Origin of the sequence: Uliginosibacterium sediminicola (assembly GCF_039631295.1) — a bacterium.
Lineage (GTDB): Bacteria > Pseudomonadota > Gammaproteobacteria > Burkholderiales > Rhodocyclaceae > Viridibacterium > Viridibacterium sediminicola.
On record NZ_JBDIVE010000008.1, the window covers coordinates 206,314 to 219,687 of the forward strand.

At 60.3% G+C, this 13,374-nt stretch carries 5 protein-coding genes; 4 read left to right on the top strand and 1 reads right to left on the bottom strand.

The window, feature by feature from the left end:
• Positions 1-6: 6 nt before the first annotated feature.
• The 3 genes from ABDB84_RS14970 to ABDB84_RS14980 are packed head-to-tail and all read left to right on the top strand — an operon-like array spanning position 7 to position 7,666.
• A complete protein-coding gene (locus ABDB84_RS14970; protein ID WP_345920552.1) occupies positions 7-3,117 on the top strand; it encodes an MdtB/MuxB family multidrug efflux RND transporter permease subunit in 3,111 nt (1,036 codons plus the stop codon).
• Complete coding sequence (locus ABDB84_RS14975; protein ID WP_345920553.1) at positions 3,114-6,254, top strand: multidrug efflux RND transporter permease subunit; 3,141 nt, start codon at positions 3,114-3,116, stop codon at positions 6,252-6,254. The genes ABDB84_RS14970 and ABDB84_RS14975 overlap by 4 nt, the downstream gene beginning before the upstream one ends.
• A complete protein-coding gene (locus ABDB84_RS14980) occupies positions 6,251-7,666 on the top strand; it encodes an efflux transporter outer membrane subunit (protein WP_345920554.1) in 1,416 nt (471 codons plus the stop codon). Before ABDB84_RS14975 ends, ABDB84_RS14980 begins: the two co-directional genes overlap by 4 nt.
• Before the next feature lie 38 nt (positions 7,667-7,704).
• Here the strand turns inward: ABDB84_RS14980 and ABDB84_RS14985 are convergent, their stop codons facing one another.
• Complete coding sequence (locus ABDB84_RS14985; RefSeq protein WP_345920555.1) at positions 7,705-11,478, bottom strand: hypothetical protein; 3,774 nt, start codon at positions 11,476-11,478, stop codon at positions 7,705-7,707.
• A 230-nt stretch (positions 11,479-11,708) separates the two neighbouring features.
• Here ABDB84_RS14985 and ABDB84_RS14990 point away from each other — a divergent pair, with 230 nt between their 5' ends.
• On the top strand, positions 11,709-13,226 hold the full coding sequence (locus ABDB84_RS14990; protein WP_345920556.1) for a family 2A encapsulin nanocompartment cargo protein cysteine desulfurase: 1,518 nt from the start codon (positions 11,709-11,711) through the stop codon (positions 13,224-13,226).
• Positions 13,227-13,374 lie beyond the last annotated feature (148 nt).

A 13,374-nucleotide genomic window follows, 5' to 3' on the forward strand; every position in this document is an offset into this window, starting at 1 on the left:
GCTTTCATGAGTCCTTCGCGAATCTTCATCCTGCGGCCGGTGGCGACCTCGCTGCTGATGCTGGCCATCCTGCTCGCGGGTCTGGTGGCTTTACGGGTGCTGCCGGTTTCGGCTTTGCCCGAGGTCGATTACCCGACGATCCAGGTGGTGACGCTTTATCCGGGCGCCAGTCCCGACGTGATCACCTCCTCGATCACCGCGCCGCTGGAGCGGCAGTTCGGCCAGATGCCGGGGCTCGACCAGATGTCCTCGCAGAACTCGGCGGGCGCCTCGGTGATCACGCTGCGCTTCTCGCTGGACCTGAGTCTGGACATTGCCGAGCAGGAGGTGCAGGCGGCGATCAATGCCGGCTCCAACCTGTTGCCCAGTGACCTGCCCAATCCGCCGATCTACAGCAAGGTCAATCCGGCCGATGCGCCAATCATGACCCTGGCGATCAGCTCGAACAGCATGCCGCTGCCGCGCATCGAGGATCTGGTCGAGACGCGTGTGGCGCAGAAAATCTCGCAGATTCCCGGTGTGGGTCTGGTCAGCATCTCCGGCGGGCAAAGGCCGGCAGTGCGCATCCAGGTCAATCCGCGTGCGCTGGCCTCGCTCGGCCTGGATCAGGACGATATCCGCACCGTCATCACCAATGCCAATACCAAGCAGGCCAAGGGCAATTTTGATGGTCCGCTGCGCTCATCTTCGATTGACGCCAATGACCAGCTGAAAACCATCGACGAGTACCGCAATCTGGTGCTGGCCTGGAAGAACGGTGCGGCGATCCGCCTGGGCGATGTCGCACAGATCGTCGATGGCGCCGAGAACGCCAAGCTTGCCGCCTGGGCTGATCGCACGCCGGCCATCGTGCTCAACATCCAGCGCCAGCCGGGCGCCAATGTCATCGATACGGTCGACCGCATCAAGGCCATGCTGCCGCAGTTGCAGGCCAGCTTGCCCGGCGCGGTGGAGGTCCGCTTGCTGACGGATCGTACGGTCACCATCCGCGCCTCGATTGAAGATGTGGGCATAGAACTGGCGATAGCAGTGTGTCTGGTGGTGTTGGTGATCTTCCTGTTCCTGCGCAATGTGCCGGCCACCATCATTCCGGCGGTGGCGGTGCCGCTGTCTCTGGTCGGCACCTTCGGTGTGATGTATCTGGCCGGCTTCTCGGTGAACAATCTGACCCTGATGGCGCTGACGATTGCCACCGGCTTCGTCGTCGATGACGCCATCGTGATGATCGAAAACGTCTCGCGCTACATCGAGGATGGCGAGTCACCGATGCAGGCTGCGCTCAAGGGCGCCAAGCAGATCGGCTTCACCATCATCTCGCTGACCATCTCGCTGATTGCCGTGCTGATTCCGCTGCTGTTCATGGGCGACGTGGTCGGCCGTCTGTTCCGCGAGTTTGCGATCACGCTCGCGGTGTCCATCCTGATCTCGGCCGTGGTCTCGCTGACGCTTACGCCGATGATGTGTGCGCGCCTGCTGCGCCATGTGCCGGAGAACAAGCAGAGCCGTTTCTACCACGCCAGCGGGCGTTTCTTCGATGCGGTGATTGCAGCCTACGGCCGCATGCTGCGCTGGGTGCTCGATCGCCAGGCGCTGACCCTGCTGGTCGCCTTGGCGACCCTGGTGCTGACGGCAGTGCTCTACCTGTGGGTGCCCAAGGGCTTTTTCCCGATTCAGGATACCGGCGTCATCCAGGGCATTTCCGATGCCACGCAATCGACCTCGTTCGCCGCCATGGCCGAGCGCCAGCAGGCTTTGGCCGACATCATCCTCAAGGATGCCGATGTCGAGAGCATCACCTCGTTCATCGGCACCGATGGCACCAATGCCGCGCTCAACAACGGCCGCATGCTGATCAACCTCAAGCCGCTGGAGCAACGCTCGGCGCGCGCGCCCGCCATTGCCAAGCGCTTGCAGGAGGCGGTTGCAGGCGTGCCGGGCATCAAGCTCTATCTGCAGCCGGTGCAGGATCTGAGCATCGAAGACCGGGTCAGCCGCACGCAATACCAATACACCTTGCAGACCAATGACCCGGCCGTGCTCGGTGAGTGGATGCCCAAGCTCACCGAGCGCCTGCAGCATGTGCCACAGCTGGCGGATGTGGCCAGCGACTATCAGGACAAGGGCTTGCAGACCTATATCGAGATCGACCGCCAGGCGGCGGCGCGGCTCAATGTGACGGCAGCGGGCATCGACAACGTGCTCTACAGCGCTTTCGGCCAGCGCCTGGTGTCGACCATCTTCACGCAGTCCAACCAGTACCGCGTGGTGCTGGAGGTGTCACCGCAATTTCAGAATGGTCCCGAGGCGCTGAAGGAACTGTATGTGCCTGCGGGGGGCTCGGTGGTGCCGCTGACCAGTGTGGCCCGTATCGTCGAGCAGAACAGCTTATTGGTGATCAACCACATCGCGCAATTCCCGGCCGGCACCATCTCCTTCAATCTGGCGCCCGGCGCTTCGCTGGGCGATGCGGTCCAGGCGATTGAGGCCGCGAAGGACGAAATCGGTGTGCCGCTGGCGGTGAAGACCGGCTTCCAGGGCGCGGCGCTGGCCTTCCAGGCGTCGCTCTCCAATGAGCTGTGGCTGATCCTCGCCGCCATCGTCACCATGTACATCGTGCTTGGCGTGCTCTACGAGAGCTACATCCACCCGGTGACGATTCTGTCCACGCTGCCCTCGGCCGGCGTGGGCGCCTTGCTGGCGCTCAAGCTGGTCGGCTCGGAGCTGAACGTGATTGCGATCATCGGCATCATCCTGCTGATCGGCATCGTCAAGAAAAACGCGATCATGATGATCGACTTTGCGCTGGAAGCCGAGCGGGGTAGCGCTGGCGTGCCGGGCTTGAGTCCGCGCGAGGCAATCTATCAGGCTTGCCTGCTGCGCTTCCGGCCGATCCTGATGACCACGCTGGCGGCCTTGCTGGGCGCCTTGCCGCTGATGCTCGGTAGCGGCATGGGTTCGGAACTGCGTCATCCGCTGGGCGTCACCATGGTTGGCGGTTTGCTGGTCAGCCAGGTACTGACCTTGTTCACAACGCCGGTGATCTATCTGGCCTTCGACCGCCTGACCCGCTGGCGTCGCAAGGCCACTGTGCAGCCTGCACTTGAGTCGGCGCCATGAGTTTCTTTGGTCTGTGCATCCATCGCCCGGTGGCGACGACGCTGCTGAGCATCGCCATCGCACTGGCCGGTGCAGCGGCGTTCCGGCTGTTGCCGGTGGCGCCGTTGCCGCAGGTGGATTACCCGACCATCTCGGTGAGCGCTTCGCTCTCCGGCGCTTCGCCCGAGACCATGGCGGCGACCGTTGCAACGCCGCTGGAGCGTGCGCTGGGGCGGATTGCTGGCGTCAATGAAATCACCTCGACGAGTGCGCTGGGCAGTACGCGCATCACCTTGCAGTTCGATCTGGACCGCGACATCAATGGCGCGGCGCGCGACGTGCAGGCGGCGATCAATGCTTCGCGTGGCATGTTGCCGGCGATGCCGCGCAACCCGACTTATCGCAAGGTGAATCCGGCCGATGCGCCGATCATGATTCTCGCCCTGACCTCGGAGAGCATGACGCGCGGGCAGATGTACGACGTGGCCGCCACCTTCCTCGCGCAAAGCCTGTTGCAGGTCGAAGGCATTGGCGATGTCGGCGTCAGTGGTGCCTCGCTGCCAGCCGTGCGCGTCGAACTCAATCCCGATCAGCTCTCGCGCTACGGCATTTCGCTCGAAGATGTGCGCACGGCGATCAGCAATACCAATGTCAATCGTCCCAAGGGCTTCCTCGAACAGGATGATCGGCATTGGCAGATCCTTGCCAATGATCAGGCGACCAAGGCTGCCGATTACCAGCCGCTGGTGATCCGCTATGTCAATGGCGCCGCTGTGCACCTCTCGGATGTCGCCAGCGTGGTCGACTCGGTGCAGGACCTGCGCAATGCCGGCTCGGCCAATGGGCAGCCCTCGGTACTGCTGGTGCTCTCGCGCGAGCCGGGGGCCAACATCATCCAGACTGTGGATCGCGTGCGCGCGCTCTTGCCGCAGCTCGAAGCGCAGATTCCCGCCTCGATGAAACTGGCTGTGGCGATGGACCGCTCGCCGACGATCCGCGCTTCGCTTGCCGAGGTCGAGCATTCGCTGGTGATCTCGGTGGTGCTGGTGATTTTCGTCGTCTTCCTGTTCCTGCGCAGCGGCCGCGCCACCCTGATTCCCACGGTGGTGGTGCCGGTGTCGCTGATCGGCAGCTTTGCGCTGATGTATCTGTTCGGCTTCAGCCTCAACAACCTGACCTTGATGGCGCTGACCATTGCTACCGGTTTCGTGGTTGATGACGCCATCGTCGTGATGGAGAACATCCACCGCCATGTCGAGCGCGGTGTGGCGCCGTTCAAGGCGGCCTTGCTGGGCGTGCGCGAGGTGGGCTTCACGGTGCTGTCGATGAGTCTGTCACTGATCGCCGTGTTCATTCCCATCCTTTTGCTCGGTGGTGTGCTGGGGCGCCTGTTCCGCGAATTCGCGATCACCTTGTCGGTCGCCATCCTGATCTCGCTGCTGGTCTCGCTGACTACCACGCCGATGATGTGTGCGCGCCTGTTCCGCCACGAACCGGCGGCCGAGGCCGCGGCGCGCCGTGGCTGGCTGGCGCGCTTTCATGCGGCGAGCGAGGGCTTCTTCAGCCTGTTCCTGCGCGCCTATGAGCGCTCGCTGGGCTGGGCCTTGCGGCACGGGCGCTGGATGATGCTGATCCTCGCCGCCACCGTCGGGCTCAATGTTTATCTGTATTCCATCGTCAACAAGAGCTTCTTTCCGCAGCAGGACACCGGCCGCATCAATGGCGCGGTGCAGGGCGACCAGGCGATCTCGTTCCAGGCCATGCAGCAGAAGCTGGCCAACTTCATCGAGATCGTCCGCAAGGACCCGGCCGTCGACAGCGTGACCGGCTTCACCGGCGGTTCGCGCGTCAATAGCGGCTCGATGTTCCTGTCGCTCAAGCCCTTGTCGGAGCGCCAGGAGAGCGCGGATCAGGTGATCGACCGCCTGCGCCTCAAGCTCGATCACGAACCCGGTGCGCGGCTCTATCTGCAATCGGTGCAGGACATCCGCATTGGCGGTCGGCAGAGCAATGCGCAATACCAGTACACCTTGCAGAGCGATGATCTGGATGCGCTGCGCGAATGGGAGCCGAAGATTCGCCTGGCTTTCTCCAATCTGCCGCAACTGGCTGATGTGAACACCGACCAGCAGGAGAAGGGGCTGCAGACCTCGATCACCATCGACCGTGATGCGGCGGCGCGTCTCGGGCTCTCGCCACGTGCGGTGGACGCGGCGCTGGCCGATGCCTTCAGCCAGCGTCAGGTGTCGACCATCTACCGGCCGCTCAATCAGTACCGCGTTGTCATGGAGGTCGCCGAGCCCTTCCGCCAGGGGCCGGAGGCGCTGGACAAGATGTACCTGATCAATAGCAGCGGGCAGCAGATTCCCTTCTCGGCCTTTGCGCGCTATGCACCGAGCTTCACCTCGCTGGGCGTCAATCACCAGAGCGGCTTTGCCGCCTCGACCATCTCCTTCAATCTGGCCGAGGGCGTGTCGCTTTCGGAAGCGTCACGCGCGGTCGATAACGCCATGCGCCAGATCGGTGTGCCGACCTCGGTGCATGGCAGCTTCCAGGGCTCGGCGGCGGCCTTCAAGTCCACCTTCTCCGGCCTGCCGCTGCTGATCCTCGCCGCCATCATCACCATGTACATCGTGCTCGGTGTGCTCTACGAGAGCTACGTGCATCCGCTGACCATCTTGTCCACCCTGCCGTCGGCGGGTGTCGGCGCGCTGCTGGCGCTGATCGTCTTCAAGACCGACTTCAGCATCATCGCCTTCATCGCTGTCCTGCTGCTGATCGGCATCGTCAAGAAGAACGCGATCATGATGATCGACTTCGCGCTGAGCGCCGAGCGCAATGAAGGCCTGTCGCCGCGCGAGGCGATCCTGCGCGCCTGCTCGCTGCGCTTCCGGCCGATTCTGATGACCACGCTGTCGGCCATCCTCGGCGCCTTGCCGCTGGCCCTGGGTCATGGCGAGGGGGCCGAGCTGCGCCAGCCGCTGGGCATCTCGATCATCGGCGGCCTGCTGCTCAGCCAGCTGCTGACGCTCTACACCACACCGGTGGTCTATCTCTATCTGGACCGCTTCGCGCTCTGGTGCGGCAAGCTGCGCGCTGCGCGCAGTCATGCTGCAGCAGTGCCGGTCCTACCGCAAACCAATCAGGATCGTGCATGAACACGCCGCATTCTTCTGTCTTCCGCCGCTCACTGCTGACTGTGCTGGTGGCGCTTGCGCTACCCGTCCTCGCTGCTTGCGTTGCCGGGCCCGACTACATCAAACCCGCGCAGGATCTGCCGGCGGACTTCAAGGAGGCGCGCGGCTGGAAGAGCGCCCAGCCGGCTGACACGCTCCCGCGTGGCCAATGGTGGGAGGTGTATGGCGATGCCGAGCTCAATGCCCTGGTCGCCCAGCTCGACGTCTCCAACCAGAATGTTCAGCTGGCGCTTGCGCAGTATCGCCAGGCGCAGGCGACGGCTGATGCAGCGCGGGCAAGCTTTTCGCCGACGCTCGGCGCATCGGCGGGTGCTTCGCGTAGCGATAGCGGCAGCAAGACGGCCAACAGCTTCAAGCTGGGTCTCGACGCCAGCTGGGAGCCCGATCTGTGGGGCAGCATTGCGCGCAGTGTGGAGTCGAACGACGCGAGCCTGCAGTCCAGCGCGGCCTCGCTGGCTGCGGCCAGCCTCAGCGCGCAAGCCAGCCTGGTGCAGAACTACTTCCAGCTGCGCGTGACCGACGCCAGCATCGCCTTGCAGACGCGCACCGTGGAGGATTACCGGCGCGCCCTGCAGATCACCCAGAACCAGTTCGCTGCCGGCATCGTGACGCGTTCGGATGTCGCCCAGGCGCAGACCCAGCTCAAGACGGCCGAAGCCTCGCTGATCGATCTGGGCGTCACGCGCGCCCAGCTTGAACATGCCATTGCGATCCTGATCGGCAAGGCGCCGGCGCGCTTTGAGCTGGGCAGCAAGACTTCATTGGCGCCCTTGCCCGAGCTGCCGCTGAGCCTGCCATCGAGCTTGCTCGAACGCCGGCCCGATGTAGCGGCCGCCGAACGCAAGGTGGCGGCAGCCAATGCGCAGATTGGTGTGGCGCGAGCAGCCTTCTTCCCCTCGCTGAGCCTGAGCGGCAGCGCGGGCTATCAGGCCAGCCGGGTGTCCGACTGGTTTGACGTGCCGGCGCGCGTCTGGTCGCTCGGCGCCTCGCTGGCGGCCACGCTGTTCGACGGCGGCTTGCGCGAAGCCCGCACGCGCAACGCCATCGCCGCCTACGACGCAACGGTGGCGCAATACCGCCAGAGCGTGCTCGGCGCTTTTCAGGAAGTCGAAGACAACCTGGTTGCCCTGCGTCTACTCGCCGATGAGGCACAAGTGCAGGAGCAGGCGGTAGCCGCCGCGCGCGAGGCGCAACGCCTGGCGCTCGACCAATACAAAGCCGGCACCACCAGCTACACCAGCGTGATCAGCGCACAGTCGGCACTCAATAGTGCCGAACGCAATGCGCTGCAACTGCTGGGCCGCCGCTACACCGCCAGCGCCTTGCTGATCAAGGCGATTGGTGGCGGCTGGCAAGGGCTGGATGCGTACTGATATGTGTGCGGTTGTCCTTTCATCACGCTTTGGTGAAGTCAGAATCTCTCTTTTCTGAGATTGGCGTCGATATCTTCTCTTTCCCCGTCGTACCTATACCGCTTGGCAATCGCTTCTAGCATGAATGCCACGTTCGGATGGGTGCTTTGTACGCGCTCAGCTTGAGCTAGGTAGTAAGCGGCGAGTTCGCGTTCTTGGTCACCGCCCTCATTAGGCAAGCGGCTCGTCATGCCACGTTTGTTGAACGTGCCGATGCTAAACCCGCTTCGCATCTCATCCATCTCGACTCTGTCCAGTATTTCGCGTGCGGGGAGAAGTGGCCAAGTACCATCGTCGTCGGCAGGGGCATGAGCGAGAATCTGGCCGAGAGTCCTGTCGCATGAACCAATTCGATCTACGGTCATGCATAGGTTGCGTGCAGTTTCGATAAAACGAGCGAATTCAGCAGGATCAATTTTTCCGTTGTCCTGCGTGCCGGGTTGTCGTTTGCAGGCATGCAATATCTTCCATCCTGCATGTGCGTTAGCTTGAGTCGCTTCAGTTAGCTCTTCGCGTTCGCCATGATCAGGTTTGAACGTCAAGCAGATGATTTCCTTGAATAGCTCTGGCGTGGACATGATCCCCTCGTACAGCGCCCTGGCACTGGTTTCGTAGCCATAGCTCAGCGCAGGGAATAGACCGAACTCAAGCTGAATCAAGGACGCTCTATTGATCGCGCTTGATGTTTCCAAGCGCTGCAGCATTTTATCAAGATGCCAAGAGTCGATCATGTCTGCATCCGCTTCTTCACCTGCCAATAAGTGTTGAAGCGCATCCATGAGTAATCCCTCTGACATTTTATCGAGGTTGAATTTACAGCACTGTAGTGCTGTACGTGGACGCTTGGCTTGGAGCAGACTTTCGACAACGTGACCAATTTCTGTGTCGTAACGCCAGTATCCTGGACGTACCTGTTGCCAGTAATGCATTTCCACTTCCGGGCCGCATTCCTGCGCTAGTGTCCATGTCAGTGTATGAATTGGAGCCAGAACCAGTAGGCGTGCGAGTTTTTCAGAAGACCAGCTGTTGGTTTTGCCCAGCTCAATGACGGATGAAAGCACTTTGTTATCTGCAAAGCCAGGCGAACCTAATAGGCTGGAAATGCACCAAGAAGGTTTTTCCATCGGCAGGAACTCTCCACCGAAATCTGCAATCCATTGCGACCATGGAAAGGTGTTTCCCACAGCCTGAACTAATGGATTTCCAATAGAGCCTGGTTCAGTGCTTGTTTCAATCAAGTGTTCGATTCCGGGCATGCCTTGAGCGCGAAAAATTTCACTGAGTGCGGCAATCCTGGCGCGCGTGACAAGTTCTATTTTTGCGTTCGAGTCGTTCAGTCGGTCATGGCAAGGCAGTTCCGGCCAATGGTTTCCGAATAGCCAGCGATGGCGAACAATCAGATCATGCGGGGCGAGTCGTTCGTACATTTCTTCGATGGGCTTTAACCATCGATCCAATTCTTCTGTCGGCGCATCGTCATAGTTGCGGTGCCAATGGATGACTTTCCTGAGTGCTTTGCGCAGCAAGTCACGATCCTCATCAATCGCTTGCTTGGTGGAGAATGGTTCCATCAAAGACAGAACTTCTGGCATATCGTCCTGGTGCGTCAGTACGTTGTGTTCAAGCAAGGACGCAATTCTTGAAGCATTGTGATGACTCAGTCGGATGATTCTTTCTCGCGCAGCGATCTGCATGGCCTGCTCCTCTTCAACTGTCACGCCATGGCCTGCCCCCGCGTCATCCTCGCGCCATTTCGGTTGTGCAGCAGAGTCTGCCATTTGCGGTCCGCCTGAGCCGAGAGCGATGAGGACATCAAATGCCGCATCAGGGGCATGGGCAATCAATTTGTCCAGTGTTGCGATTCGTGCCGGTAGGCCTGCCGCGGTACGCGGTAGCCACGAACGAAAAAGGCCGAAAAGGCTGGAGGCTGGGGTGTTGCTCCAGTTCCCTTTGACAGGTTCGTGACTGAGTTGCGCCAGAATCAAGGCGACGCGGGTTAGACGGTTTGGCGCCCAAGCAAGCGTTTCCAAAGCCCAAAGAAGTCCTGCGTGCCAACACCGGCCACCAAATCCGGTTGTGCTGCCTGTCTCGGAAATCAGGCGAAGAACAGGCGGGTTGGCTTGGCGCAGGCTCTTTTCAATCGCTTTCAGAAAAGCGTCCGGTGCAGCTTCGGCCAAAGCAGGAAGATGGCTTGCCAAAGACAACCAGCGAATTTCATCTGCGTTATCGAACAGTTCGTGAATCAATCGATCCACACGGCCGTCTATGTGGAGGTTTTGCAAGGCAGGGAGTTCCATGCCACGCACGGACAACTTGATCAAAGAATCGCAGATTGCCTCGAACATCAGTCCGGAGTAGAGGTGAGTTTTTCCGTAAACCTGTGCCTTCCAACGATCTTCGTCTGGAAGATCAAGCTGTGGGTCTGGCGTCTCCAGAATCGTTTTCGCTATTGAGAAAAAACGATCTAGTTGCCCGGTTGTGATGCGGTTGCCGATTTGTACCAATAATTCCAGAGGCGATTTCGATTTCCATATATCCCCGATCTTCAACAATGGGGCGTCATCCATTGCTGCGAGCGCGTGCAGGTCTTGTTCAATGTCTTCATATGAACGGTTTGCCAAATCCGTCACGACTGCCTTGTCAGCGTCTTTGCGTGAATTCCATGCTCCGAGCAAACACAGTAAGGTCAGACAGTTCGCTTGAGGCGTATCGAGCCATGCCGGGTGACGAATAGCCGGGTTGATGGCATTGGTCCGCCGAAAGACAGTCCAGGATCGTCCCGTATTCAAGGCCAGGCGTCTGGCGTCAGATTCTTCAACGCCGATTGATACCAAAGCCTTCTCGTACTCATAGATCCCGGGCCTCTCTAGCGTCAGCTCTTCGCGATGTGTTCTACCCGTCCAGTTACCCGTCGCTTGGGGGATGACAACAAGAAGGTCAGGTCGAGAGACGGGGCGAGTCGCCACCTCTGCGTTTGCCGCAATGGCTAGTTTGAGCTGCGGATTTGCATTCACGTAACGCCAACCTGTTTCGTCCGTCACAACGACTGCTTCGTCCTGAATACTGCTGAGATGCATGGCCGTCGCAGTGCAAAAGGCGACAGCCTCTTCCACACTTTCTGCCCGAATCGTCAGAGACGAAGAGGAAGGCGGAGCCACTGATAATTTTGCGGAAAGTTCATCTCGTACTTTGATGCGGTCAACAAATAACGCATCGGCAGTGATGGCAGGATCGCATTGCTGCGACCATGCCTGCCAATAGCGCGACAGACTTTCAATGCCCGGCCCGCTCAACCCTAGTTCTTCACCAAATTGCAAAGCAACCGCAGGTGTTTGCTCAAGCCATTGCTCTAGATCATCGGCATCGTAGGCGCGTACCTCGGCCCATTCATTTCGCGCTTCTTGGGCGGCAATCCACTTGCACTTTCCTTTCCATCTTCTGGGAGAAACAAACACGAATGCGCAGGAGTGGCGCTCTTCATCCGATGTACTTTTCGTGCGCTTTCGATACTCTATGTTGGCTTTTTTAGTGACTGTCTGATCGCATCCTATTTCCCAGCGGGATGCGCCTTTCGGAATCCATGCATTACCTTGGTCGCTGAACAGGACGCCATCCCAACCAGGCATAAAGGTCGAGTCTCCAGAAGGGAAAGACAACTGGCGTGTTGCATTCGGATCGAAGCAAAGCCGCCTTATCCAGCGTGGCAGGTTGGCTTGTGCTTCTTTTGAGTGCTTATCGACCCAGCTGATGATGTGCGAGGCGGTGATTCGCAAGGCATTCTCCCGTGAAGTTATAAGGTGCTTCGGGTACGCAGGATCGAGCATCATATGCGAAGGATTAAAGGGACGAGATCGTTGTCTCCCATCTGGACGCTGCAGCGGCTCTGCGTTTTGCGCCTTAGCTCCAAACCGGATCAGGCACAGGCAATTTCGCGTACGGCTGCATGCCAGCACCCGTTTCAGATTTTGATGATGGTGTCGCTGTTGCGCGCGACTAGCGAGTCGTGCGTCATCAGCCGCCCAGCTCGCCGTACTACTTCCTCGGTGAGAAGTCTGCCTATCCGGTTTCGTCGCCCGATGTGAATGTGCCACGCGAAGACCGTGTCACCGCGCGCTCCTTCGGTTTGCCTGGTGAAGACGAGCTGCGTGCACTGCTCGTCGGTACGCCACCCACTGCAGCAGCGGCGCCGGCTGCATCGGCGCCTGCGAAGAAAGACCAGTGGTATTACTTCACTGATCTGACACGAGGGAACGGAAAAGCGGAAACTGGCAAGGCTCCCGCGCGTCAGCAGGACGCTCACCCGGCCTTCGACGTGAATGCCGTGCGCCGCGATTTCCCGATCCTGCAGGAGCGGGTGAATGGCAAGCAGCTGGTCTGGTTCGACAACGCCGCCACCACGCACAAGCCGCAGGCCGTGATCGACCGCCTCGCGTACTTTTATGCGCACGAGAACTCCAACATCCACCGCGCTGCGCACGAACTCGCCGCGCGCGCCACGGATGCCTACGAGGGCGCGCGCAACAAGGTCACGCGATTCATCGGTGCATCCTCGCCTGAAGAGATCATCCTCGTGCGCGGCGCCACCGAGGCGATCAACCTGGTGGCCAAGACCTGGGGCGTGCAGAACGTCGGCGCCGGTGACGAGATCGTCGTTTCCAATCTCGAACACCACGCCAACATCGTGCCCTGGCAGCAGCTCGCTGCACAGGTCGGTGCCAAGCTGCGCGTGATTCCCGTGGATGACAGCGGTCAGATCCTGCTCGAAGAGTATCGCAAGCTGCTTAACGACAAGACCAAGATCGTCGCCGTCACGCAAGTGTCGAACGCACTCGGTACGGTCACGCCGATCAAGGAAATTGTCGCCCTCGCACACAGCGTTGGCGCCAAGGCCCTGGTCGATGGCGCGCAATCCGTGCCGCATATGCGGGTCAACGTGCAGCAGCTCGAGGCGGACTTCTTCGTCTTCTCGGGTCACAAGATCTTCGGCCCGACCGGCATCGGCGTGGTGTACGGCAAGCGTGACATCCTCGAACACATGCAGCCATGGCAAGGCGGCGGCAACATGATCGCGGACGTCACCTTTGAACGCACCATCTACCAGGGACCGCCCAACCGCTTCGAAGCCGGCACCGGCAACATTGCGGATGCCGTCGGCCTTGGCGCAGCACTCGATTATGTGGATCGCATCGGCATCGACAACATCGGCAAGTACGAGCACGACCTGCTCGCCTATGCCACGCAGGGCTTGTTGACGATTCCGGGCATCCGCCTGATCGGTACTGCGGCGGACAAAGCCAGCGTCGCCTCCTTTGTGCTCAAGGGTTACACGACCGAAGAAGTCGGCAAGGCACTCAACCGCGAAGGCATCGCCGTACGCACCGGCCACCACTGCGCGCAACCCATCTTGCGCCGCTTCGGTGTCGAGACCACGGTGCGCCCCTCGTTGGCCTTCTACAACACCTGCGAAGAAGTCGATCGCATGATTTCGGTGGTGTACAGGTTGGCGACGGCGGGGCGTTGATTGTGTGAGTTGTGCAAATAAAAAACGGCCGCGTGAGCGGCCGTTTTTACTGGAGGATCCCATGAGCGAACTGAATCGCCCCGGGTTTTCTAGACAGTCCCGAGCCTCATGAAGTACTGCTTTTCGTAGTCTACCGGAGACATGCCAT

Bases quoted from the DNA above. Each gene is read 5' to 3' on its own strand.
- ABDB84_RS14980 (WP_345920554.1), top strand. From the start codon at position 6,251: ATGAACACGCCGCATTCTTCTGTCTTCCGCCGCTCACTGCTGACTGTG.
- ABDB84_RS14975 (WP_345920553.1), top strand. From the start codon at position 3,114: ATGAGTTTCTTTGGTCTGTGCATCCATCGCCCGGTGGCGACGACGCTG.
- ABDB84_RS14970 (WP_345920552.1), top strand. From the start codon at position 7: ATGAGTCCTTCGCGAATCTTCATCCTGCGGCCGGTGGCGACCTCGCTG.